The organism is Fulvimarina manganoxydans, assembly GCF_900176465.1.
Lineage (GTDB): Bacteria > Pseudomonadota > Alphaproteobacteria > Rhizobiales > Rhizobiaceae > Fulvimarina > Fulvimarina manganoxydans.
Map to the genome: position 1 here is coordinate 25310 of NZ_FWXR01000004.1, position 21819 is coordinate 47128.

At 64.8% G+C, this 21819-nt stretch carries 26 protein-coding genes; 2 read left to right on the forward strand and 24 right to left on the reverse strand.

The features are described from left to right. Positions 1-50: 50 nt before the first annotated feature. The 11 genes from B9A15_RS06125 to B9A15_RS22895 form a co-directional block, all read right to left on the reverse strand. Positions 51-773, reverse strand: a complete 723-nt coding sequence (locus tag B9A15_RS06125; protein ID WP_084409172.1) for a Crp/Fnr family transcriptional regulator — start codon at positions 771-773, stop codon at positions 51-53. Positions 774-955: 182 nt separating this feature from the next. Beyond that, positions 956-1288, reverse strand: coding sequence for a hypothetical protein (locus B9A15_RS06130; protein WP_084409173.1), 333 nt, complete (start codon positions 1286-1288; stop codon positions 956-958). A gap of 113 nt (positions 1289-1401) precedes the next feature. Further along, complete coding sequence (locus B9A15_RS22890; RefSeq protein ID WP_170923187.1) at positions 1402-1578, reverse strand: hypothetical protein; 177 nt, start codon at positions 1576-1578, stop codon at positions 1402-1404. A gap of 2 nt (positions 1579-1580) precedes the next feature. Beyond that, a complete protein-coding gene (locus tag B9A15_RS06135; RefSeq protein ID WP_084409174.1) occupies positions 1581-1883 on the reverse strand; it encodes a hypothetical protein in 303 nt (100 codons plus the stop codon). After that, positions 1883-2152, reverse strand: a complete 270-nt coding sequence (locus tag B9A15_RS06140) for a hypothetical protein (protein WP_084409175.1) — start codon at positions 2150-2152, stop codon at positions 1883-1885. Before B9A15_RS06140 ends, B9A15_RS06135 begins: the two co-directional genes overlap by 1 nt. Continuing rightward, complete coding sequence (locus B9A15_RS06145) at positions 2145-2444, reverse strand: hypothetical protein (RefSeq protein ID WP_084409176.1); 300 nt, start codon at positions 2442-2444, stop codon at positions 2145-2147. Before B9A15_RS06145 ends, B9A15_RS06140 begins: the two co-directional genes overlap by 8 nt. Then, positions 2441-2773 carry a hypothetical protein gene (locus B9A15_RS06150; protein WP_084409177.1) on the reverse strand — a complete coding sequence of 111 codons (333 nt, stop codon included), beginning with the start codon at positions 2771-2773 and terminating at the stop codon, positions 2441-2443. The genes B9A15_RS06145 and B9A15_RS06150 overlap by 4 nt, the downstream gene beginning before the upstream one ends. Before the next feature lie 97 nt (positions 2774-2870). Next, complete coding sequence (locus B9A15_RS06155) at positions 2871-3422, reverse strand: lysozyme (RefSeq protein ID WP_244556815.1); 552 nt, start codon at positions 3420-3422, stop codon at positions 2871-2873. Then, the gene (locus tag B9A15_RS06160; protein WP_084409178.1) at positions 3419-3640 is read right to left on the reverse strand and encodes a DUF7940 domain-containing protein; all 222 of its coding nucleotides are present in this window, start codon (positions 3638-3640) and stop codon (positions 3419-3421) included. The genes B9A15_RS06155 and B9A15_RS06160 overlap by 4 nt, the downstream gene beginning before the upstream one ends. After that, a complete protein-coding gene (locus tag B9A15_RS06165; RefSeq protein WP_084409179.1) occupies positions 3637-4161 on the reverse strand; it encodes a hypothetical protein in 525 nt (174 codons plus the stop codon). The genes B9A15_RS06160 and B9A15_RS06165 overlap by 4 nt, the downstream gene beginning before the upstream one ends. Continuing rightward, positions 4158-4322 (reverse strand): hypothetical protein, encoded by a 165-nt coding sequence (locus B9A15_RS22895; RefSeq protein ID WP_170923188.1) that lies wholly within the window; start codon positions 4320-4322, stop codon positions 4158-4160. The genes B9A15_RS06165 and B9A15_RS22895 overlap by 4 nt, the downstream gene beginning before the upstream one ends. Positions 4323-5207: 885 nt before the next feature. On the opposite strand from B9A15_RS22895, the gene B9A15_RS06175 reads away from it, so the two are divergent. Beyond that, complete coding sequence (locus tag B9A15_RS06175; RefSeq protein ID WP_170923189.1) at positions 5208-8729, forward strand: bifunctional DNA primase/polymerase; 3522 nt, start codon at positions 5208-5210, stop codon at positions 8727-8729. On the opposite strand, the gene B9A15_RS06180 is transcribed toward B9A15_RS06175, so the two are convergent. The 7 genes from B9A15_RS06180 to B9A15_RS06210 form a co-directional block, all read right to left on the reverse strand. After that, entirely contained in the window at positions 8726-9439 is a 714-nt protein-coding gene (locus tag B9A15_RS06180; RefSeq protein WP_084409182.1) for a hypothetical protein, read from the reverse strand. The two genes, B9A15_RS06175 and B9A15_RS06180, sit on opposite strands and share 4 nt — an antisense overlap. Continuing rightward, on the reverse strand, positions 9436-9819 hold the full coding sequence (locus B9A15_RS06185) for a hypothetical protein (protein ID WP_084409183.1): 384 nt from the start codon (positions 9817-9819) through the stop codon (positions 9436-9438). Before B9A15_RS06185 ends, B9A15_RS06180 begins: the two co-directional genes overlap by 4 nt. Further along, positions 9816-11576, reverse strand: coding sequence for a hypothetical protein (locus B9A15_RS06190; protein ID WP_139798234.1), 1761 nt, complete (start codon positions 11574-11576; stop codon positions 9816-9818). The genes B9A15_RS06185 and B9A15_RS06190 overlap by 4 nt, the downstream gene beginning before the upstream one ends. Before the next feature lie 218 nt (positions 11577-11794). Then, the gene (locus tag B9A15_RS06195) at positions 11795-12319 is read right to left on the reverse strand and encodes a hypothetical protein (protein WP_084409185.1); all 525 of its coding nucleotides are present in this window, start codon (positions 12317-12319) and stop codon (positions 11795-11797) included. Next, positions 12316-14601: a hypothetical protein gene (locus B9A15_RS06200; protein ID WP_139798235.1), complete on the reverse strand. Its 2286-nt coding sequence runs from the start codon at positions 14599-14601 to the stop codon at positions 12316-12318. The genes B9A15_RS06195 and B9A15_RS06200 overlap by 4 nt, the downstream gene beginning before the upstream one ends. A 197-nt stretch (positions 14602-14798) precedes the next feature. Beyond that, the gene (locus B9A15_RS06205; protein ID WP_084409187.1) at positions 14799-15332 is read right to left on the reverse strand and encodes a hypothetical protein; all 534 of its coding nucleotides are present in this window, start codon (positions 15330-15332) and stop codon (positions 14799-14801) included. Between the two features lie 63 nt (positions 15333-15395). Then, the gene (locus tag B9A15_RS06210) at positions 15396-16205 is read right to left on the reverse strand and encodes a phage tail tube protein (RefSeq protein ID WP_084409188.1); all 810 of its coding nucleotides are present in this window, start codon (positions 16203-16205) and stop codon (positions 15396-15398) included. 35 nt (positions 16206-16240) lie between these two features. Between B9A15_RS06210 and B9A15_RS06215 the strand changes: the two genes are divergently transcribed. Then, a complete protein-coding gene (locus B9A15_RS06215; RefSeq protein WP_244556816.1) occupies positions 16241-17533 on the forward strand; it encodes a toll/interleukin-1 receptor domain-containing protein in 1293 nt (430 codons plus the stop codon). Positions 17534-17537: 4 nt separating this feature from the next. Here the strand turns inward: B9A15_RS06215 and B9A15_RS06220 are convergent, their stop codons facing one another. The 6 genes from B9A15_RS06220 to B9A15_RS06245 all read right to left on the reverse strand — a co-directional run bounded on the left by B9A15_RS06220 (position 17538) and on the right by B9A15_RS06245 (position 21764). Then, the gene (locus B9A15_RS06220; RefSeq protein WP_084409190.1) at positions 17538-18008 is read right to left on the reverse strand and encodes a hypothetical protein; all 471 of its coding nucleotides are present in this window, start codon (positions 18006-18008) and stop codon (positions 17538-17540) included. Next, on the reverse strand, positions 18005-18310 hold the full coding sequence (locus tag B9A15_RS06225) for a hypothetical protein (protein ID WP_084409191.1): 306 nt from the start codon (positions 18308-18310) through the stop codon (positions 18005-18007). Before B9A15_RS06225 ends, B9A15_RS06220 begins: the two co-directional genes overlap by 4 nt. After that, entirely contained in the window at positions 18310-18501 is a 192-nt protein-coding gene (locus B9A15_RS06230) for a hypothetical protein (protein WP_084409192.1), read from the reverse strand. Before B9A15_RS06230 ends, B9A15_RS06225 begins: the two co-directional genes overlap by 1 nt. Further along, positions 18498-20189: a hypothetical protein gene (locus tag B9A15_RS06235; protein ID WP_084409193.1), complete on the reverse strand. Its 1692-nt coding sequence runs from the start codon at positions 20187-20189 to the stop codon at positions 18498-18500. Before B9A15_RS06235 ends, B9A15_RS06230 begins: the two co-directional genes overlap by 4 nt. Before the next feature lie 118 nt (positions 20190-20307). Then, positions 20308-20673 carry a hypothetical protein gene (locus B9A15_RS06240; protein WP_084409194.1) on the reverse strand — a complete coding sequence of 122 codons (366 nt, stop codon included), beginning with the start codon at positions 20671-20673 and terminating at the stop codon, positions 20308-20310. 107 nt (positions 20674-20780) lie between these two features. Then, complete coding sequence (locus tag B9A15_RS06245; protein WP_084409195.1) at positions 20781-21764, reverse strand: major capsid protein; 984 nt, start codon at positions 21762-21764, stop codon at positions 20781-20783. Between the last annotated feature and the right edge of the window lie 55 nt (positions 21765-21819).

The following is a 21819-nucleotide window of genomic DNA, read 5'->3' on the forward strand; positions in this document are numbered from 1 at the left end:
ACGCATCATATCGACATGTGCCGGTTAAGACCGTGTTGACGGCCACTCGGTCAGGGACGAAGATACCGGTCGTTGAACCGGCACAGGGCGCGAAGCCCCTCCGGATCGAGGATATCGATTTCGCGCTGTCGGAAGACCACGCGTTTCTCCTGCCGCAGACTCATGAGGATACGGTTGACAGTCACGAACGTCACCGCGACTGCGTCCGCAATGTCGGTCTGCGACAACGGTAACGCGAATCGGTTCCCGTCGATCAGACCGGACAGGCGGAACCGTGCGTGGAACTCGCAGATCCGGTGCGCGATCGCTTCGCGTGCCGAGCGGCGCCCCGCGTCGATCAGCCATTCACGCGTTATTTGGCCCCGTATCCGTTCGAAAGCGGCGAGCGCGGCGGCGATCGAGGGACATTCACCGCCGACGTTCGCGGCGTCAAGCATCAGGACGCCGCAGTCCGACAGGGCGACCAGCGGGAACATGGGATCGACGGACGACGCGGAGACTCCCGTGCAGAGCGTGTCGCCGGGGATGTGTATGGCCAGGATCTGGCGTCGTCCATCTCGGAACTGGCGGATCTCCCCGACGAGGCCCGCGATCACGACGATCACCGCGGCGGCGTCCGTCGACGGAACCGGGAGAGCGACTCCTTTCGCCACGCGGACGACGTGACTGCCGATCGACTGCAGCGCCAGTCGTTCCTTGTCAGGAACCGCGGAGATTCGCCCGATCTTCCGTAGTAGAGGTGTTAACGTCTGCTTTCCCGAACCGGCATCCATCGATGTGATCCGTATTGTCCTTCCAAAAGGCTTCTGATCCGGCGGCGAAAACCAGGGAACGCCTGATCCGGTTCCGGTTGAACGCTCGCCGAGTTACACAAACGTTGCCCGCCTGATCTTTAAAGTACGATATGTTCGCCGCAGTCGTAATTTCAAAGTCAGGTTCTGGCGGAGCTGCCTGATCAGGGCGTCTGGGGCCGTTCGGGGAGTTCGACTTCCGGTACGCTCAAACCAGCGCCGACGACCATGGCCTCCAGGCGGAGACTATGACGCATGTAGGCCTCGTTCACCCTGCGAAGCCAGGTGATTTCTCCGTCCTGTTGGCGGATCTCGCTTCTAAGCTCGTCGATCTGCCCGCGCAGCATAGCCTCCGAACGGGCGCGCTCGGCTTCCAAGCGTTCTTCGAGGCGCTTCATTCTCTCGGAAAACTGGACCCAGACCCAGCGTGCCGCACCGCCGCCCACAGTGATGGCGCCGCCGGCAGCGGTCAGAAATTCGGCGTTCAGGATACTCACAACACTTTCCCCTCGTGAGAGAGGAACCGGTCGCATCCCCATGCGTTCTACCGGCGACCCTCCTATGCATTCTCGAAGCCCGGCGACCCCTCAGCCGGGCTTCCTCATTTCATTCAGTTGTCGTCGTCCCCGACCCATCGCCGGCGCCTGTCCCCGAGACCGGCGACCCGAATAAGCTCGGCGATGTCCTCGTCGCCATTTTCGTCGTCGAGAAACCGGTCGAGGATCGGTCGGCCCAGGGCGCGCTCCGGGTAGTCTGCGGGACAGGGTTCGGCGACGTTCAGGCGCATTGTCAGATCTCGATCGCGCCGAGCCGGATGTCGCCGATTACGACGTCGCCCGTCGCCCGCACCTTGATGTCGAGGCCGTTTGCAGTGCGTCTGGCTTCGATGGTCGCGGCGGTCTCACCATTTTCCTGCGCCACGATCTCGTTGACGACGGCGGCGCGGGCTCGGACCAGATGACCTCGGATCTCGCGGTATCCGCTCATGCCGTCATCGGTCGCGAGTTCGACGGCCTGCAGTTTTTGCTGGGCTGCCTCGATTTGAGCGTACAGATCTCGCAGGGCGGCGATGGTTTCGCTTGTCGTCGCCATTACGCAGCCTCCCCGCCGGCGTCGAGCGACGAAAGGCGATCTCCGAGATCACCGATCTTCCGCTCGATATCGGAAAGCGCCGAGTAGATTTTTCGGAACGAAGTCCGCGACCACTCGACCTCGTCTGCGAGATGCGCGGCCTCAAGTGCGTCGTCGAGATGCCTGCGGATGGTTTCAGTGTGCGGGATTGATTTTAGATTCCGCGTTGCCGTCTTCGCAGCCTCGATCGCTTCGATCAGGGCTTCCGATGCCCTCTGCTTTTCAGTCATGTTCGCCTCCTGTCCTGGCCGCGTCCCTCTGGACGAGCCCTCTGATTCCATTAAGTTTTCTGCGGCAGTCCTCGCCCGCCGCGTCGAGTTCGACGACGTATTTCGCGACGTCGCTCTGTCGTGTGAGTTCGCCGGCGACCGGCCTTTCCCGGCACGCCAGCAACTGCGCAGGGATGCGGTCTGCGAGCGGCGGCGGCGGGACGATGACGTTCTTGGTCGCGCATCCGGCGAAGGCGAGGACGCCGGCAAAAGCGCACACGATTCCGAATTTGTGCGCGGAAGCGGCGGTCATGGCCGGCCTCCGATCGAGCGGATTGTGTCTTCGAGAACTGGCGCAGTCGGGGCGTCCCGATTGGTGCCGGCGTCGCGGGCGATACGATCTCGGAGATCCGCGACTTGGCGAGCGGCGGCGTCGGCTTCACGGCGCTCGGTGGCGAGTTCCTGCAGGGTTTCCCGATGTGCGGATTCGGCGCCCCGTCTGCGTGCTTCGGACGCGGTGAGTTCCTGTTGGACGGTCGCGAGTGCGGACTGCGCGGACGACAAACGGGTGCTCTGGACGCCGGCCACGGTGACGGCGACGACTGCGATGAGGCTGAGGCCGGCGAGGAGGTATTTGGTCATACCCAGTCCCTCCGGACGTGCGCGGTCGCCCAGGCGTAGACGACGAAGCCGCCGATCGCGCCGGTCGCGACGATTGCGATGATGATTTCCGGGAGCATCAGAGCGCTCCCAGACAGATGCGCTGCTCGTCTCTGCGCCGGTTATCGAGGCCCTTCACGACGCGACCGCCGGCGCGGTTCCACATTCTGATGGCGTCGCAGGCACCCTTCAGATCGCCGGCATTGGCGCGCTTGACGACCGTCGAGCGGCAAAATCCGCCGGTACCGATGTTCCAGGAGAGCGAGAGAAAAACGGTGTAAACGCCGTCCGGGAGAGCGTCGGGCGCCGAGAGACACGACCGCATCTTTTTCTCGAACTGGACAAGGCCCTCGGCGAGCATGTCGTTGCATTCCGCCCGGGTGTAGCGGTCGCCCTTCTTCACGCCGCGGGTCTCGCCGGCGCAGACCGTCCAGACGGGCGGAGAGGCGATGGTGTCGAGGTACGCGACCGTGCGGATCCCCTCCCATGTGCCGACGAGCGCGACGGCGGCCGCCATCAGGGTGCCGGACTTCTTGAGTCGGGACGAGGTCTTCGGAGAAATCCTTGCGGGCACGGTCGTAATCCTTTGGCGGCGGCCGAACAGGCGGGCGATGGCGGACATGAAACTCATTCGTCGAGGTCCCTTTGAGCGATCAGCCGGGCGACGAACGCGGCGGCGGTGACGAGACCGGACGCCGCGGCGAACAGGCCGGGGTGGATGGTCAGGAGGCCGTCGAGCAGAGGCAACGCGACCTCGGCGCCGGACAGGACGCCGGCGAGGAGCATCAGGCGGATCGACCAGGCGCGCTTCGCGATGGACTTCCAGTTCGGGTCGAGGGCGAGCTTCATGCCGCGGCCCTCCGGCTCGACGGCTTGTCGGGGACGATCCGAACCCGCTTGCGGACGTATCGCGCGATTTGGACGGCTTCTGCGGCGTCTTCGTCGAGCGCCCAGCCGAGTTCCGCGCACGCAGCGACGGCTTGGGCCTTCTGCCATTTCCCTGTCCGGCCGGCGGTCCCGTGCATCGAGCGCCGCCAGTCCCCGATCCGGATGCCGAGACACGGCAGGCCTGCCGAATACGCGGCGTCCTGGATCGCCGTATAAAGAGAGACGAGCAGGCGGCCGCCGACGCCGCGACCGAAATCGCGCTCGCAGGCGACGCATTCGATGTCGTGCCGCTCGATCAGTTCGGCCGCGAGATCGCGCAGGACCCGGCACTTGAGGACGTGCTGGACGTCGGTCGGGACCGCGTTCCTGCCGGACGTCCTGATACCCGCTCCGAGATCGAGAGAGCCGGCCGCCACGATGCCGCCGACGTCGAGGATCGCGTAGCCGGTATGCGTGGCCTGGTCGAAGGCGAGCGTCCTCATGCCGCCACCTCGTCCTGTTCGCCGACTACCAGACGCACCGGAACGCCCAGTCGCTCCGCGACGACCAGCGCCCTCGCGGTCGAGAAGGTGTCGATCTCCCCGCGATTCCTGACGAACGCGTTCAACTCGTCGACGGCCTTCACCGAGATGTCCAGCCGCATCGACAAAGCCTGCCGAGACCCGATGATCCTACCCTTCGTCAGCCGGTTCAGACGCCCTCCGATCTCGCGCGCGAGAAGCGCCCTGACGGCACAGTCCTCGAGCGCGGCCGGCCGCGGCCGCCGTCCGAAATTCCCGTTCAATGAGACCCCCTCAGATCCCGTTCCCCGCACCCCCCGCGCAGGGAATCATTCCTATAACTGCAGGATGCCGAATCGCGCGAAAGGCGCAACCCCTGTCGGCAAGGAAAAGCGAAGAATTTTACGGAGATACTTCGAAGTTCGGATGATCTGCGGAACGGTATCGCGTTAGCGTTCCGCCGATGTGAAAAATACTGCACATTGAGGGCGCGCGGGCCATTATTTTCTTAACGATCCCGCTTTTTATCTCTTGAAGCCTGCCGGGCGACTCGGCATCCTCTCATCAACGCACCGACGGCCAACGTCGGGCAGACAGTGACTCTTCGATCGCATCCTCAGGTTGAGATGACCGACAGCCCTCTTTCCGACCTCGCCAATGATTTCCTAAAGCTCGCCGAGCAACAGGACGCAGAGTACTCGCGTCCCCGGGTCGCCGCGCCGCCGCTGGAGCCGGAGCCGATCGCCGAGGTCGACGATTACGTCGATCCGGACGGCACCCTCGCGGCATTCCAACGGTCATTCCCCGGGGATTTCGAACTCCCGGTGTCGGCCCCCGTCGCGCCGGCACGGGAACCTGTCGCCGCGCCGGCACCAGAGCCGAAGCCCGCCCGTCTGCAAGCCGGTAAGCGGACGTGGTACGCTCCCGAGGACGCTGACCTCTATCGAGGCGCTGACTTCTCCGCGCTGATCGGCGAGGAGATCGTCTCGACCCGCCTCGGCGAGGTCCTGTTCGGCAAATTCGGGCCGATGATCGCCGAGCGCGGCTGGGCGGTAATTCCGCAAGAGCAGAACGGGCGCATGCCCGCGAAGGTCGACGGCGAGCGCCTCAAATGGTCGACGTACCAAGACGTCGGGCCGGACCTCGAGACCGTGGAGCGGTGGTCGAGGCAGGCCATCGGGATGAACGCGGCGATCATTCTCGGCAAGGCGTCCGCGAATTGCTTCGCAATCGACGTTGATGTCACGGACGAGATGCTGTCGTGGGCGATCCAGTCGGCCGCTGACGAATGCCTCGGCCGCACACCGCTAGTCCGCGTCGGGAACTATCCGAAAGCCGCGATCTTCTTCCGCGTCGAGCATCCCGAGGACTTGCCCGCGAACCGGTCGGTGAGGCTGCTCGAGGAGGATGGCGAGACGGTCTCGCCGCATCTCGTCGAAATCCTCGGTCAGGGCAAGCTTTTGACCGTCAACGGCCGGCACCATAAGACGGGAGACCGGTTCTCGTGGATGCGCGGCGCGTCGCCGTCGACGCACGGCCCGGAGGCCGCGCCGCTGGTCACGCCGGCGCAGATCGAGCGGTTCCTGAGCGAGGTCGAAAAGATCCGCGGCTTCGAGCGGAAGGGCGGGGCGGCGTCCGGCGGGCTCGTCGAGATGTCGTGGTCGAGTTCGAACGGCGTCGAAGTCCCGAATTTTTCGACCCCGCGCGACGCGGACTGGACCGAACGCGACGGCCTCGTGCGTGATGGTCGCGACGCTTTCCTGCTGCATCTGACTGGCCTCATCTGCAGGGCGAATCCAGCCGCGTGTCAGACCGGCGAGGGCCGCGAGCGTCTGATGACCGCGTCGCGCGAGGAATTCGGGCGGCGGGCTGAGGTTTCGGGGCGGTGGTCTGGGTCCCGGCTTGCGACATCTATAAAGGACAAGATCGAGCGGACAGCCGGGAAGGTCTCGCGCGGCGAAATGACGGCGATCGTGCCGCACCGAGAGCGGAAATCTTTCTCGACGGCGAAGGAAATGAAAGGCGTCTCGTTCTCGACGCTCTCCGACGACACGCTGCCGGTCGTCCTGCCGGATGCCGGCGAGGAGTCGATCAGGATCTCCGCTCAGATGAAGGAGTTCTTCGCGAATTTCTTCGGCGCGACCGCGCAGCACCACCTCGACCTCGCGACGCTGCCCGAGGGAGCCGAGGCGCCCATCGCGCCGCTCGCGATTCTCAAGAGTCCTGTCGGCACGGGCAAGACGACCTCGCTCCTCGATTCGATCTCATCGGAGGAATTCGTGCGGCTGTTCGCGGACATGCCCGAGGAATTTCGGAAGACGACGTTGCTGCTCGTCCCGACGCACGATCTCGCGGTCGAGGTCGTCGTGAAGGCGCAGGCCGCCGGACTGAAGACCAAGCACCTTTTCGGCCTCCAGGACGAGCGCTCCGGATGTTTCATGCATGCGAAGCAGAAGGCTTTGTCGGCCATGGGTCTGTCGGGTGCCGGCCTCTGTCGCGCGACCGTTCACAAGTCGGGTACGCTAAAGCCCGGCGAAAGGACGACGGAAGACGTCTTCTGCCGACACAACCCGGAAGACGACAACTCGAATCCGGACGACTGGTGTCAGGCCAAACTCGATCGACAGAATCTGCTCGAGTACGATCTCGTCGTGTCGGTGCACTCATATGTCGCCGTCAATGCCCCCAAGTTGATGAAGGAAGTCGCGGCGGTCGTGATCGATGAATCGGTCTGGGACAAGCTTTGCCACGTCATCACCTTCTCGAGGTCGGTCCTGCGCGGCCCGCGGAAGCCTCCGTACATGACGAAGACCGAGAAGCTGGCGGTCTTCGGTCGCGACAACCCGTCGGCGGACGAAGTCGACGGCTGGGTGCGCGAGCGCTTCGACGATCGGGACCGCCTCGTCGCATTTGTGGAGGAATGCTGGAAGCGCGGGCGCGATCCCGCCAAAGGAATCGCCCTCGGCGCGGACAGGATCCCCGATGCCGAGGAGGATCATGAGCGGGAGAAGCGCGAGAAGTCTGCGAAGGTCAGGCAGGACTGCCTCGCCTCCGCGCTCCTCGTCGCCAGCCGTGCAGCGAGCCGAAACGCGACGATCACCCCGGCAACCTCGAACGCGGAGATCGAGCGCCTCGCTGGCGAGACTCCCGGGCGGAATGTCGGCGAAGAGGCCAAGTTGTGGAGGCTGCTGACGGAGCGCGTCGAGCGTTATCTCGCCGCCGTATCCGTCCCTAACGACGGCTCCGTGCCGATGCCGTCAGGCCTCGACCGCCGGATCGCGCCGCTCGCGGGTGACCGGGTGCGGCTGTCGTGGTTGAGCCAGTATCCTTTCGGGCACCTGCCGACGCTGCTTCTGGATGCTAGCGCGGACGAGAAGGTCGTGACTGCGGTGTTCGGCCGCGAGCCGCACGTCGAGGAGATCACGGCCGATCAGCGCATGTGGACGAAGGTTTTGACCGGCAGCACGTTTACGAAGAGCCAGATCCTCGACCGCGAATCCGACGCCGCGCCAAAGCGCCGTGAGAAGCGCGCGACCCGGAAAATGCTGCGGCAACTGATAGCCCAGACCGCCGCCGAGCACGGGGCCGGGCGCATTCTTGTCACGTGCCCGAAAGCGGTCGAGGCGATGCTCGAACGCCATTGGCGACGCCCGGCGAACGTGGACATTTTGCATTTCGGGGCCTTGAGGGGCAAGGACTGGGCGAAGCAGCACCGTGCCTGCATTGTGCTCGGTGCGATGTATCCCGACAGGATTACCGTAGACGGCATGACGGCCGCCCTGACGCCCGAAGACGAAGACCTTGAGACCCCGCTCGACCCGCGCGGAGACGGCGACTCGCCGGACGGAGCGGTCGTCTACCGTGCGAGAACGCTCCGGATGCGGGATGGCCGGACGATGGACATCGAGACCCAGGAATATTCTGGCGAGTATTCCTCCCGGCTCCTCCGCATGATTCGCGACGAGGAGATCGTCCAGGCGCTCGGGCGTCTCCGCGCGACATATCGCTCGGACATGCCGCATCTCTATATCGTCGGGTCGTGCGTGCCCGAGGGCACGATAGTCGACGAGGTCGAGCCGCTCGTCGATCACATCCGCGACCGCGGTCGCCTCCTTTCCCACGCCGACGGCATCGCCGACGAGTCGCGCGCGACGAATACCGGCGTCTGGAAGCGATTCCTCCGCGCCGTCGACGGCGACGAGGCCCTCGCGGCCGCCTTCCACCACCTTGAGACCGGAACCGGAACAAGGATCCTCGTTGCCGGCTGGGTCGCGGACGACGACGTGCGCTCGATCGCAGCCGATCGCGGCGCCCGGATCCTGCGAACGGCCGCGAGATCGCCTACGGGGAAGCCGCCAGTCGCCGTACCGAAGCCCGCGAACGCGCTTCTGGAAGCCGTCCTCGCGCAGAGAGCCGCGGACTGCGCGGCTCAGGGGTCGCCGACCGCGCCCGTTCCGGAGCCGGAAAGGAAAACGGCCGCCATGGCGGCCGCGGATGAGTGGGAAGACGATTTCAAAGTGCCGGAGTTGCCCCCGGACATCCCGTTCTAGGCGGCAGTGGCCGCTTCCAGCGCGGCGATCCGGCTCTTGAGATCGACGATGACGGCGCGCAGGCTCTGTATCGTGTTGCCGTTGGCGTCGGAATGATAGAGGTTCTGGGTGACGCTTACCCCAGCCGCCTCAACAGCACCCATCGTCAACGGAACCCAGTAGTAGAGCCCCTCGCCGAAATCCGGCCCGATGCCTTGTGAGCCCGAGTACGACAGCCACATGTGGTTGTAGCGACGCACGATGTCGCCGGCGGCGTATGACTTGGCGTTGTCGTAGAACATGTCGTATTTCACCCCGCCACCGGCGGTTCCGGCCGGAACGGGCTCCCAGGCGCCATTCTTGCGCCCGTAGACCGTGCCGTCTCCGGGCGCCTCGGCGATGCCGGCCGCCGGATGCGTCAGCGCCGTCCACGTCCCGTCGCGGCGGACGTAATCCGTGCCGTCCGCCGGCGCGTCGGCGATGCCGCCGGAACCACCGCCGTCGAAGGCGACCCATTCGCCGTCCTGTCGGGCATACGGCGTGCCGTCCGCCGGCGCTTCCGCGATGCCAGCCGGCGCTGCGGAGGGCTCGACCCACGCGCCGGCCTTTCGGAGGTATTCCTTTCCGTCCGCCGGCGCGTCGGCGAGCTTTCCTTCCGCCAGTTCGCGGAAATTCGCGTCGACTTCGACCGAGGTCAGCGGGCGTCCGAGGTCGTCCCGGTACGTGATCATGCGTTCTCTCCTTCGGGATCGATCTGATTCTCTTCGCCGTCGCGGAGTCCGGCGATCGCTTCGGCCGTCCAGTCCGTCTGTCCGATGACCGGGCCGGAGACGTGGACGAACCGGCGGGCGAAAGTGCCCCGGTAGTAGTTGCCTTCGAGGATCGGCGGCTGGATGAGGTGCGTGCCCGTCCACGTCACCGCGACGAGTACCGCCGGCGATCCGGTGACGTCGGACGGCACCCCGCGCGAGGCGATGCCGCCGGCCGACTGACGGACGCGAGGAATGGGCTTTTCGCCGCGGCCGCGGTCGATCCGGCTCTGCGCGATCTTTTCGACTAGGGCGCGGTTGATGCGCGCCCTAGTCGTGGGAAGGTTCGTGTTCCGCCTCATTGCGCAATACCCATCGGCGATTCATTGAGCCTGGCGGCGATGTCGATCTCGCGCGTCAGCACGTCCGAAGTCGCTAGCGATTTCAGACGGATATCCAGATATGTCGGCTTCAAAACAGGTGCTTGCGCAGGGTCCTTCAAGCCGGACATGATGGACCACTGCGCGTTGGCGCCGTTGCCGACATCGACCGACTCGACGGCGTACGAGCCGTAGCGTAGGCGCTCGGCTCGGATGGGCCGCGAAGCCGGGTCCGCATCGGTGACGTATTCGATCTCGCGAATAGCGAGGCCCGGCGCGCCGGCGTAATCGGGGTCGGACCAGTCGTCGGCATAGACGTCGCCGAGCGGCGATTCGGATGTCTCACCGGTCCCGAGCGAAATGCCGGCCTCGATCCGCGCGACAGCGCGATCGCCGTCCCACTCGCGTTCGATCGTGACGACCTTCGCCGTGATCCGCCGGCCGGTCGTGCCGCCGTCCCACGGTACGACGACCGAGATCGAGTCCGCGACCGAGACGTCCCGGACGTCCTCCCAGAGGAAATTGCCGACGATGTGCCGGGCCCGCAAGTTCCGGCGCCCGGTCTTCCGGAGTCGGCAAAGCGCGTGTTCGATGCACCGCTGGCCTCTCGGCGTGTCGAACCACTTGTAGGTCGCGGCGCGCGACGGGATGTCGTCCGGATAGACGCGGATCCAATACGTCCACGTCGATTCGTAGGATCGCACGATCGCCGATTCGTAAGTCGACCTCCGGGTCTCGCCGGCGGGATTGCGCTCGTCGAAATACTCGCTCGATCGATGATCGGCGACGGCTTCGTAGTACCTGCCGTCGTGCTCTACGCGATCGCCTGCGACATAGTCCGTGTCCTCGAGCCACGCGTGGATCTTGTCCGAGACGAAGATGTCGCCGAGCGAGAGTCGGAGGACTTCCGGGTCCTTTTCGCGGACGAACACGGTGTCCCAGACGGGCACCTCGAGGCTCGCGAAGACGCGCTCCTGCCGCGCCTGCGAATACGAATACTGTACATTCCAGCGCTTGACCGTCGTCGTGAAGACCGCATACGTCCCGCGCAGCGTCGTGTTTTCCAAGACGCCGTCCGCGCGCTCACCCCTGAACTGCACGTACTCGGCGAAGGGGCCGGTTTCCCATGCTACTAGAGGTTTGAGCGTCGTCGAGTAGACCGCATACGTCCCGCCGACCGACATGCCCGTCGTCCGGCGCTGGACCGCTTCGACGCCGGCGGACGACCAACCCTCGGCGCCGGATACAGACAATGCCTGCTCGATCCGTCCGCCGAAACTCGGATCCATGCTCGAGATGCTGCCGATCCACGCGCCGATGTCGGTCTTCCCGGACGCCTCCTGCGTCCAGTCGCACGTGATCTCCGCCCGGTATTCCTTGGACGGCGGATCGTACATTCCCGGCGGCATCGACCACGCGTCGCCGTCGACGAGGAGGACGCCCGCGAGGTCGTGGATCGTCTCGCCGACGAGATCGTCGACGTATGAGATCTCATGGGTCGCGGGATCGACGCGGAGCGTGCCCGAGCGTCCGAGGAGGTAGGTCTCGACGCTTTCGGGGTCCGCGTCGGAGAAAAGGAAATCCGTCTCCGGGCCGTCCGCGAGATTGTCCTTGCACCATTCGAGGAGCAGGTCGTCGATGTCGGCCGGAGCGCATTCGACTTCGATCGTCTGGGTCGGCGACAACAGGTCGTCCGGCAACCCCACGATCCGGCCTCGCGCGATCAGGACGGCGTCCAAGGCATCGCCGGTCGGGGATTCGGAGATCAGGACGCAGCGCGGCGACGCCGATCCGAGCCCGGACAGGGACAGGCCGGACTGGCGGCGTTCGATCGAAAGGGTGACGATCTGGCCTTCGGTTTCCGTCATCTGCAGCCGGAACTCGTCGTTCGCGACGTCGCAGTGGATCGAAGGATCGAAGGCGGTGTCGAGATCGTCGATATGAGCGAGGAAGAGCCTCACGGAGCGACCTCCTCCTCGACCTCGAGCGACCATCCGGACGAGCGGTCGGTAGATCCGCCGCGAGACTCGAAGCGGACGACGACACAATAGAAAGTAGGCCGGTACCAGACCATTGTCTTGCCGACTCGCCCGAAGATCGAGACGACCCGGCCCGCGACCGTCTCGCCGAGGTCGGCGTCCGTCGCCGCGTCGCGTGCATGCACCGTCCCTGGCACCGGGTCACGGAGCAGAATCGTCTCCTGCTGCCACGGCGCGATGCGCTGGCACCACCAGACCGACGAGTAGACCGTCAGAGCGGCGCCCGGCTGAAGCGCCTCGATCGGCGGCATGCGGACGCGGTCGCCGTCGACGCTGAGCGAAAGCGAGTACTTGGTGCCCCAGGTCGGCTTAAGGATTTTTGTCCGTCCGTTCCACGTGCGGCGCGCCTCGAAGCTTCCGACCGGCGTCTGGGTCTCCTGGACGCCGATCGAGGCGCGACGATCGACGGGTAGGTCGGCGAAGAGCGGGGAGACGGCGGTCATCGGCTCGTCATCCTGGAGTAATCGCGCTTCATCAGGTTGAACTCGTCCATCGAAGCGATCTCGCCTTCGTACGGGCCGGAACCGTTAAGGTAGAAGTTCACGGGCACGCCGGGGTTCTTCTTGTAGTAATCCTCCGTGGACTTGTTCCACGCGGTGACACCGCCGTTGTCGATGATCGTCTGGGCGCGCTGCGTGATCGCGTCGTCGCCCCAGCGGGAGCGGTATCTCGCGAGTTCGGCCGGCGTCGCGATGGCGGCCGCCTTGCCGTAGGACAGCGCGTGCCGGTCGTTCGCGGCGATCGCCTCGCGCTCCCGTTTCGCGCTTTCCTCCGCCTCCTTCATCTTGTTCCAGGCCGCGTAAGCGGACGCGAACACGCCGACGGCCGTCGCGACGAGCGCGATCGGTGCCGCGAGACCGGCGAGAGCGGTTCCCAGTGCCGTGAACGCGGCCGCGATCGTCTGGCCGGCAGCGGTGCCGGCGAGAGCGGTCGTGACAGCCGAGAAACCGGTGGCGAGTGCAGAAAAGGCCGCTTTTGCGCCGAGCAGGAGCAGCCCGCCGGAGATGGCGTTGAGCCCCCGCGCGATCGCGAAGAGGGATCCGCCGGCGAGAAGGATCGCCGCGGCGTGGGTTTTCACGAAGCCCATCGTTATCGTGTCGAGCCAGCCGAACATCGCGCGCATGATGTCGACGAAGTCGCCGAAGACGCCGGTGATGTACTCGACCCGATCCGCGAGGCGCTCGATCCATTCGTAGCCGCGATCGGCGCGCTGCTCGTCGATCACCACTTTTTTGAACTGCTCGATGAGCTTGCCGACGGCGGACGACACCCGCAGGACTACGCCGAGGACCTGGCCGAGCGAGGTCGTCAGGGACGCGAAGGACGCCTCGCCGGACTGGAACGCGAGCGCCTCGGCGAAGCCGGTCCGCAGATAGTCGCCGATCGTCTGGACCCACGACTTGACCCAGCCCGAGAACGCGTCGAAGCGGGCCTTCAGACCATCGAACGCCTTGTCGGCCCACTTGCCGAGTCCGGTCTCCATGCCTCCGCCGCCCTTGACGAACTCGGCGCCGAACAGCCGGCCGACGTCGCGGAACAGGGACGCGAGGTACTTCACGATCTTGGTGAAGATGACTTCCAGCCGATCGGTGTCGAAGTTCGCGAAGAAATCGAAGAAGCTGAAGCCCGTCAGATCTTTTATGAGTGCGTCGACCGCCCGCCCGGCCGCGATCGCGGCACGCCCCAGGATGCCGAGGACGCCGGCGATCGCCATGATGAGGTCGTGGACGTCGTAGAGCCAGTCGCGTTGGACCACGATTCGGCTTTCGTCGAAGAAGGTCACGCCGAAGTCGGTCCGCGTGAAAACGATCGAGATCTCGCGCAGGAGCCGATAGAAGTTCTCGAAGGTCTTCACGAAGTAGTCGGCGATCCTGGCCTTCTTGTCGGAGAGGACACGCTCCAACCCGTTCGCGATTCGCGTCAGTGTCGGCTCGAGTCCTTCAAAGACGAGACGTTTCAGGGCGAAGTAGGTCTCGCGAAGGTTCGACGTCGCCGCTTCGTAGCGCTTCGCGGCTTCCACCTGCGCGCCGGTGACCAGGTTGCCTTCGGCGAGTTCCTGATCCTTGAACGCGTTCATCCCGGCGATGCCCTTCCGCGCGATGTTGTCGAACATCTCCGCGGCTTTCAGGGCGTCGCCGTCCCCGAAGATCTGGGCCAGATAGAAGCCCCGGCGGTTGCCGAGCTTCGTAGACGCGATCGCAAAATCCGTGAAGATGTGACTGATGCTGCGCAGGTTTCCCTGAGCATCGACCAGTTGCACGTTCATGTCCTGGAAAAGCTTCGTGAACGGCGCTTCCGGATCGAAAGCCGCTTCGGAGACCGCGGTGTTGAAGGCGCCCAGGATCGCCGCCGTGTCCTCCTTCTCGACGCCCGTCTGCAGACCGAACCGCTCCCATGCGGAGACGACCTCGGGCGGCAGTTTCAGGAGCGCGGACGTCTGACGGAGGAACCGCAAGGAATCGACGGTGTCGTCCACAGACTCCTTGATAAACGCGAAAGCCGATGCCTTTCCCGCCGCGGCCAACGCCGCACCGGCCGCACCGGCGACCGTCGCGAGACGAACCAGAGAGCGCATGGCGTTGCCGGCACCGCGGACGATCCGATCGGTCGCACGGCGGCCGGCATCGCCGAGGCGGCGAAGTGAATCGCGGGTGCGCTGCGTGATGACGCGGACCCTGTTCTGGACGCGCTGGACCCGGTCGATCACCTGGATGACCTGCGTCATGGACTGAACGACCGCCTGCAACCCGGCGACTCGGAATCGCGTGACGATGTCGGCGGTACGTCTCTGCACGTGTCAGGCCCCCATGATCTCTTTCCAGCCCTTCTCGTCGGCATTCGCCGTGCGGCCGGACTTCGCTTCGCGCCGGAACCACTCCTCCTCTCTCTGAAGGACGGCTCCGTGCAGCAGCATCATGCGCGTCAGCGAGACTTCTTCGACGGCTTCAACACCCTCGATTTCGAGGCGAGCGCACGTCTCGACGATCGCGATTGGGTCGAAGAGGTCTCTGCCTCCTCCCTCGCGATCCGATCCGCTTCGTCCAGACTTATCCCCGCCATCGCCTCCACCGCCGGCCGCACCTCCTCCTCGAAAAAACCGTTGAAGCCCCTTGGGCACGTGGCGACGAGGGAAGCGTTCGCGAGGCGCTGGAAGTCGGCCATGTTGAGCGTTTCCAGGGCATCCCGAAATTCGACGGAGCGGTCGCGGGCGCAGGCGGCGATGAGCGCCTTCATCGGCTTGCGCAGGCCGCCGCCGGGCCCGATCGCGGCTCCGAACTGCTTGGTGCCGAGTACCTCCGACGCGTTCTCCATGACCTCGGCGACCTGCGGATCGGCGGCGATGAGGGCGGCGACGTCGAGCGCCGGCGCGGGCCAGATCTCAACGGTGCCGGCGTCGACCTGGACGGACTCGGAGTAGTCCTTGCGACAGGCGAGGATGGTGGCGAGAGCGGACATGCGTTTTCCTTGCGAGTGCTACGGAGGGAGGAGCGTGGCGCGGGCCGGAGCCCGCCGCCGGGATCAGGCGGCCTTCGGGATCTGCCGGACGCGACCGATCCGGTATTCGGGAGCCTTCGTGGAGTCGGCGTAGGCGCGCCCGACGATCGTCATCTCTCCGAAGTCGTCGCCGTCCTGGCCCATAATGAGATCGCCGTCGGGGCGCATCTGCATGTCCCAGAGTTCGTAGTCGAAGCTCGGGCCCCAGCGGTTGTTCTGACGGATGATGATCTCGGCGCGGACGTCGGTCTTGGAAGCCGGGCCGTAGGTCACGACGTCCGCGGCATCGGCATCATAGACGACGTCGATATCGGCCGTGCCGTCGACGGCGACGGTCGCGCCGGCTGGGTGAGCGACGATTTCGAGGCGTCCCATCTCGCCGTCGAGGACGTAGTTCGTGCCTTCGACATAGGCGGTCTGCGTGGCGGCGCATTCGACTGTGATCTGCGAGATCGAGTGATGATCGAGGTCGGCGATATCGCCCGCCGCGATTCCGACGAACGAAGCGGCTTCGGCCGCGACAGCCGCCTGGCTGACTACGACCTCTTCGGACTGGAAGAGGATCTTCTTCGCGAACGCCGTCATCTGGCGAAGCACGAAATTGAAGGACATCTCGTTCTTCGTGATGTCGGTCAGCGCGAGATCCTTGTCCGGAGTCTCGTTGCTGTAGACCTCGCTCTCCTCGAGAGTCCGCGTGCCGGTCACGGAAGTCGTGTCGCCGAGGGACCGGAAGAACTTGTCGCCCTTGATCCGCGCGAGGATCTGGCACTTCGCCTTCGTGCGCAGTTCGTTCGGCAGCGTCGAGTAGATGTAGCCGGAGCCGGTCTTCTTCATGCGTCAGTCCTCGTCGCGATTCGGGAATGTCACCGATGTTCGCGAGGAGGCTGCCCGATCAGCAGAGAGGGTTTCGCCGGAAAAGTCCCGGTTTCCATTCGACGCGTGCCGATGCTACCGAGGGGGTCAACCGAAAGGATTGGGACGGGGACGCTGTGAAGATTTTCCTGGGATACGCTTCGGAAAGACTGGAAGCGGCGCGAGAGATCTACGAATTCCTGACGCAATGGGGCGACGAGGTGTGGTTCGACAAGGAAGCCCTCATCGGGGGCACCGACTGGGACGCGGAACGCGCCGAAGCCCAGAGGTCGGCAGACCTCGTCGTCCACCTATGCTCGACGGAAATTCTCCAGCGCAGCGGCGTCGTCATCCGCGAGATCAAGCAATCGCTCAAGCTCGTCGAAGACCAGCCGTTCGGTCATCTATTCATGGTCTCCATCCGCCTCGAACCGATCCGGCTGCCGCCCGAACTCGTCCGCTTCCAGTACATCGACCATTTCGCCGACGACTGGCGGGAACGCCTGGAACGCGTGATAGAGAAGCGAAGGAGCCAGATCGCCCCGGACCGTGACGTGAGGCTTCCGAGAGCAGAGCCGCCTCGTGCCCTTCCGCAGCAGGCCAGCACCATCGTTTCCCAGGAGGAGGGTCCCGTGAGCGGTTCGCAGAAGATCCAGTTCGAAGACGTCACCAAGACCTACGAATGCCGCGGCGAATATCTCCGATACGACGGCGAAGGACCCTACTGGACGTGGGTGAACGCAGCCATCGCGGCGCACGCGCTCGAGGATTTCTTCTCGACGCGTTACGACTTCCGGACGCTGGAAATCGACGATTTCCCGGAAGACGAGCGCACGTCCGAGTGGTCGGTCGGCACCGAGGAGTTCTTCCGCGACGGTGACCGGCTGTCGCTCCGGTTCTACAATTACATCGGCTATGCGAGAGCCGCCCATCCGAACCATTACATCACCACGCTGAACTTCTTCGGCGAGGATATCGGCACGATGGACATCCAGAGGCTGCTCGGCCACTCGGTTACCGAAGCCCGCAAGGTGCTTGGGTATTGCGAGAAGGTGATCGCTGCCGGGTTTCAGGAAGGCACGCTCAAAGATCGGGATTTCTTCGACGGCTACAAGGAGGACGACGAGGACGTCTGGCGCCTTCTCGCGCACTTCAACTTCGACAGGCGCGGGGTGACGTTCAATTTCTCGCCCTACGACGTCCTGCCGTTCGTCTACGGATCACACGAAGCGTTCGTTTCGTGGGGCGTCCTTCGCGAACTGGTGAGCGGACACGACGACCGGGTCGTCGGGCTCCTCGCGGGGAACTGATGCCTTACGCCGGCACGAACGCGTCCGCCTTACCCTCCGCCGTATAGTAGACGACGTCGAACGCCAGGCCTGACGACACCAGCGTCAGCGGGTTGCCGTCGTCGCCAGTGCCGCTATCGACGGCGATGCCCGCATCCTCGACGAGTTCGATACTTTCTATCGGGATCTCCTCGACTAGCGACAGGACGGCCGCTTCGAGCCGGACCGCGAGATCGCCGGCGGCGGCGCCGAAGTCCGTGTCCCAATTCACGCGGTCCTCGAACGAAACGCGCAGCCGGAGTTGCCGGCGCTGCAGGCGGCCCTGGCGGCTCTCGAGCGAGACGGGCGTGCGCTCGCCCCACACGAACGCGGCCGGGTAGCTGACCTCGTCCCACGGAGACAACGACGTCTGATAGACGCGGCCGCCGAACTCCGGCAGGTCACGAGCGACGATCTCGCGGACGGCGGTGACGATCTGATGATTGACGTGCGTCACTGGCGTTGCTCCATCAGTCCGACATGCCAGACCGCCCCCCGGTCCTCGCACCACAGGACCGGATACTCGGTGCCGTCGATCGTCAGGACGTCGCGCTTCTTGATCGGACGGACGGGCACCGACGCTTTCTCGACGCGGGCGGACGACTGGATCTTCGTGACCGGGAAGTTGTCTTCGACGACGCGGATCTCGCGAGTCGCACGCGTCGCGCGGCACGGGTAGTCGACGCCGTCGACGCGTGCGACGGCCGGCGAGCCGAGGGAGGACGCGACGGTGCGGGCGACGAGGGCGGCGAGGTTCATCAGGCGGGCTCCGGACGGATCTCGATCAGCGTCGTACCCTCTGGGAGCGTCTCGCCCGCGACGGCCGGCCCCGAACACGACCGGAAATCGAACTCCTCCGCAGGATACATCTCGCGCACGTCTTCGAGTTGCGCGTCGGAATTCGTCGCGAAGACGAGGTGCGGGAACGTTTTCTTGATGACGACGATCATATGGTGATACTCCTCGACCCGCGATTTGACGTGCTCTCGGACGTGCTCACAGCCGGCGACGCCGAGTTGTAATTGGCGGTCGACAGAAACTGCGCCATCGACTCCCACCTGCTGAGAACCGACGCGGATGCCCCGTAGACGGAAGCATTCCCGATCGTCACGAGAGACTTGCCGTCGTTGACGATTGCGTTGACCGGCGATCCGCAGATGACGGAACGGCCGAAACGGGAACCGTGATGTCCGATCGTGACCCGTCCCTGTTCCCTGCAGACGATGGATTCGTATCGGCTTCCGGTGATGACGACGCGCGGAAAATGGGTCTTGACTCCGTCGTACACTCCGACGGGAACGCGGCCGTTACTGATCGCGACGGCCAGATCGATACGGCTCTCCCCCGTCGCCTGTATGCCGAAGCCGTTCAGCGCGAACCGGATCGGGACCTCCTGATCGTCCGTGTAATACGACCCGCCATCCGTGAAGACGGAATCACCGAGATGGAACGCGTACCCGTTCGCGTCCCTGTCCGAAGCGTTGACGATACCGAGGTCGCGAAACTGCGGGAGGCGGGAACGGATGCCGCGGAATAGGACGCCGTCGCTGCGCAGGTGGGTGGCGTACTTCTTGAACTTCACGCTGACGGTAGCGCCCGCCAGTGCCGAAACGCCGCCGAGGTTGGAAACCGTGAAGCCCGCTCCCAACTTTGCGGTGACGCCGAAGTAACCTTGCGCGCAAAGCTGGTTGGGACTGGTATAAACCTCCGTCGACGTGATCTGGACGTAGTCTCCTACTTCGAAATTCGAGAGAACATCCGAGGTCAATGCGTAGGTTACAGACCAGTTTTCGGACGAACCGCTATAGCTGACAGTCGTCGAGATCGGACCTGTCTCGTAGATCGCGGGGCTGCCGACGATCGAAAGAAAGGACAAATCCTCATCGATCAGTTCGATCAGGGTGTCGATGTCGTGGTAGCCGGGGCCGAGTTGCAGCGTGACGCGTGCGTCGGGAGCAGGGTAGCGAGCGCGAATGGTGGCCAGCGCGCTTGCGATCGTCGAGAAATCCTCCGGCACGCGCACGATGTCTCCGTCCGCCCAGAACGCCGGCAGTCCGCCGGATCCACCTCCACTCGGCACTTCGAGCGCTTCGACGCGCTCGGTCAGGCTCTGCCCGAGGCCGGCAAGGCCGAGATCGTAGGCGGCCTTCGTCGCGCCGACGGTGACAGATCCCGCGGACGGCTGGACGACGACGTCGAGCGTCGACGGGGAACCGTTCGCGCCGAGGACCGGGATCGTACCGAGAACATCCTGAATGTAGGGAAATATCGTCGAGAACAGGAAATCAGGGCTCATGCCGAACGAGAACGGGAGCCCTGCAGCCGGACCGCTTGCCGCAGAAAGGTTGATAGTGCCTGGCTCGGTCAGGCCGAGATCACCCAGCGTCGGTATGGACCCGTCGGTATAAGGGATCGTGAAGACGCGCGTCGTGCCTGCGGGCCACGTCGTCGTCTCGGTATAGACCGGGCCACGGACATCGGCTTCAAGGACGTCGAGGTCAATCTCGATGCTGCCGACCTTCGGCCGCAGGCCGAGTTCGGGGTCGTTGACCGCGTTGTCGAGCGCCTCGACGTCCGCGGCAAGCTGAGGATCGACACCCTTTCCGCCGCCGCCGAACGGCTGGTACGAACTCATCATCGGGCGGTCCCTCCTGAAATCTGCCTGACGTCATCGACGAGATCGCCGAGCGGCCGCGCATTGGCTGGCTGCTGCTGTGGTGCGGGAAGCGGGCGGCGGCGAACGGGTGCGGTCGCGGTCATCCGGTCGCTCCCAAGACGACGTGGACGCGGGCCGTCGCGGAGATGCCGGGCCGGGCATCGGTAGGATCGACCGCGAGATAGAAGCGCATGTCGGGGTCACGGTCGGTGCAGAACGTCCAGACACCGGGATCGAGGGGCCACGACGCGTCCATCTGCGGCGCAGTCGCATTCGAGCCCGCGAGGTCGTCCGTGGTCGCGATAACGTGGACGAGCTTCGTATCGGCGGGAACCCGGATCATCGCGAGATCGGTCGAGCCGACCGCGATCTCTTGCCAGGTCGAACCGACCTCGAGGACCTCGACGGCGCCGCCGAGCGGGAATGCCGGGTAGATGCCGTCGATCGTACGCGCTGCACGGAGCATGTCTCGCCTCGTCTAAAGGATTGTCCGAAGGAAAACGGGGCGGGCGGTTTCCCGTCCGCCCCGCAACCGGCACCGCCACTCGTCCCCTCCGGCGGCGGCCGGAAGGATTACTTCGAGAAGTCGATCTCGATCGCGGCGTCGGGCCTGGTCGTGTAGGAGATCGTGCGCATCGAGCCCTTGATCTCGAGACCCTCGTTCCACGCGAGCGGCTGGGACTGCGAGTAGAATGGCAGGACCTCGCCCTCGAAATCCATGGAGGCGGACGGACCGTTGATCGTGCGGCCGAGGTCCGGGATCATCGGGACGAGGAGGTTCTTCGTCTCGTCGATGTGCGGGCTCTGGAAGTAGACCACTTCGACCTTCTCGGCGATGATCGTGCCCTTGCGGCCGTCCTGCCGATCGACCCAGGTGCTCTGCTTGTTCAAGGTCCGGATCTCCTTGTAGACCTTGTCGCGGCGGAGTTCCTTCATGCCCTTCTCGGTCACGATGAGCTTGTACCACTCGGGCGTGAAGCCGAGGATCCGCTCGATCTTGTCCATACAGTCGATCACCTGGTCGTCGATCGCCTCGACCGAGGAGCCGAGCGTGATCGTCTTCTTCAGACGCTGCATCTGGAAATGGCTGAGGACGTCGAGCAGAAGGCGGCCGTTGCAGTCGTAGATCTTGCCGAACAGGGCGTGCCAGCGCTGGTGCGCCTTCGTCGCGTCGAACTCGCGGCGGAGATAGGTCTGCTTCTTCTGACGCTCGGTCTCGAAGACGCGGGTCGCGTTCGAACCCGGAATGCGGGCTCCGATGACCTCGGACGGCCGGATGGTGGTCCGGCGCGTGAAGTAGGGCATGGAGAACTTGTGCGCGGTCGAGCGTTCGTAGTCCTTCATGAGATCGCCGGGCGAGCCGGGATCCGAGGACGGGATGAGGTCGATCTCGCCGATGGTGGTGCGGTCGAGGGCGAAATCCTCGGTGTAGACGGGCGTCTCGGTGAACGGGACGTGGTCGGCAATGTCCTGCCCCTGACGCGGCAGCAGGTTCATCGCCGCCGTCATCTGGACGTTCGTGAAGGCGTCGTGGTCCCAGATCGGATCGTAATCCATGGTCGTTTCCCCTCGTTCGACGACCGGTCCCCACCGGCCGTCGTTGAATTTCTGG

What these genes read in the sequence shown, in the direction of transcription:
- B9A15_RS06125 (WP_084409172.1), bottom strand. Translation starts at nt 773, where the DNA reads ATGGATGCCGGTTCGGGAAAGCAGACGTTAACACCTCTACTACGGAAG.
- B9A15_RS22890 (WP_170923187.1), bottom strand. Translation starts at nt 1,578, where the DNA reads ATGCGCCTGAACGTCGCCGAACCCTGTCCCGCAGACTACCCGGAGCGC.
- B9A15_RS06135 (WP_084409174.1), bottom strand. Translation starts at nt 1,883, where the DNA reads ATGGCGACGACAAGCGAAACCATCGCCGCCCTGCGAGATCTGTACGCT.
- B9A15_RS06140 (WP_084409175.1), bottom strand. Translation starts at nt 2,152, where the DNA reads ATGACTGAAAAGCAGAGGGCATCGGAAGCCCTGATCGAAGCGATCGAG.
- B9A15_RS06145 (WP_084409176.1), bottom strand. Translation starts at nt 2,444, where the DNA reads ATGACCGCCGCTTCCGCGCACAAATTCGGAATCGTGTGCGCTTTTGCC.
- B9A15_RS06150 (WP_084409177.1), bottom strand. Translation starts at nt 2,773, where the DNA reads ATGACCAAATACCTCCTCGCCGGCCTCAGCCTCATCGCAGTCGTCGCC.
- B9A15_RS06155 (WP_244556815.1), bottom strand. Translation starts at nt 3,422, where the DNA reads ATGAGTTTCATGTCCGCCATCGCCCGCCTGTTCGGCCGCCGCCAAAGG.
- B9A15_RS06160 (WP_084409178.1), bottom strand. Translation starts at nt 3,640, where the DNA reads ATGAAGCTCGCCCTCGACCCGAACTGGAAGTCCATCGCGAAGCGCGCC.
- B9A15_RS06165 (WP_084409179.1), bottom strand. Translation starts at nt 4,161, where the DNA reads ATGAGGACGCTCGCCTTCGACCAGGCCACGCATACCGGCTACGCGATC.
- B9A15_RS22895 (WP_170923188.1), bottom strand. Translation starts at nt 4,322, where the DNA reads ATGCGGCTGGACATCTCGGTGAAGGCCGTCGACGAGTTGAACGCGTTC.
- B9A15_RS06175 (WP_170923189.1), top strand. Translation starts at nt 5,208, where the DNA reads ATGATCGCCGAGCGCGGCTGGGCGGTAATTCCGCAAGAGCAGAACGGG.
- B9A15_RS06180 (WP_084409182.1), bottom strand. Translation starts at nt 9,439, where the DNA reads ATGATCACGTACCGGGACGACCTCGGACGCCCGCTGACCTCGGTCGAA.
- B9A15_RS06185 (WP_084409183.1), bottom strand. Translation starts at nt 9,819, where the DNA reads ATGAGGCGGAACACGAACCTTCCCACGACTAGGGCGCGCATCAACCGC.
- B9A15_RS06195 (WP_084409185.1), bottom strand. Translation starts at nt 12,319, where the DNA reads ATGACCGCCGTCTCCCCGCTCTTCGCCGACCTACCCGTCGATCGTCGC.
- B9A15_RS06200 (WP_139798235.1), bottom strand. Translation starts at nt 14,601, where the DNA reads ATGACGCAGGTCATCCAGGTGATCGACCGGGTCCAGCGCGTCCAGAAC.
- B9A15_RS06205 (WP_084409187.1), bottom strand. Translation starts at nt 15,332, where the DNA reads ATGTCCGCTCTCGCCACCATCCTCGCCTGTCGCAAGGACTACTCCGAG.
- B9A15_RS06210 (WP_084409188.1), bottom strand. Translation starts at nt 16,205, where the DNA reads ATGAAGAAGACCGGCTCCGGCTACATCTACTCGACGCTGCCGAACGAA.
- B9A15_RS06215 (WP_244556816.1), top strand. Translation starts at nt 16,241, where the DNA reads ATGTTCGCGAGGAGGCTGCCCGATCAGCAGAGAGGGTTTCGCCGGAAA.
- B9A15_RS06225 (WP_084409191.1), bottom strand. Translation starts at nt 18,310, where the DNA reads ATGAACCTCGCCGCCCTCGTCGCCCGCACCGTCGCGTCCTCCCTCGGC.
- B9A15_RS06230 (WP_084409192.1), bottom strand. Translation starts at nt 18,501, where the DNA reads ATGATCGTCGTCATCAAGAAAACGTTCCCGCACCTCGTCTTCGCGACG.
- B9A15_RS06235 (WP_084409193.1), bottom strand. Translation starts at nt 20,189, where the DNA reads ATGATGAGTTCGTACCAGCCGTTCGGCGGCGGCGGAAAGGGTGTCGAT.
- B9A15_RS06240 (WP_084409194.1), bottom strand. Translation starts at nt 20,673, where the DNA reads ATGCTCCGTGCAGCGCGTACGATCGACGGCATCTACCCGGCATTCCCG.
- B9A15_RS06245 (WP_084409195.1), bottom strand. Translation starts at nt 21,764, where the DNA reads ATGGATTACGATCCGATCTGGGACCACGACGCCTTCACGAACGTCCAG.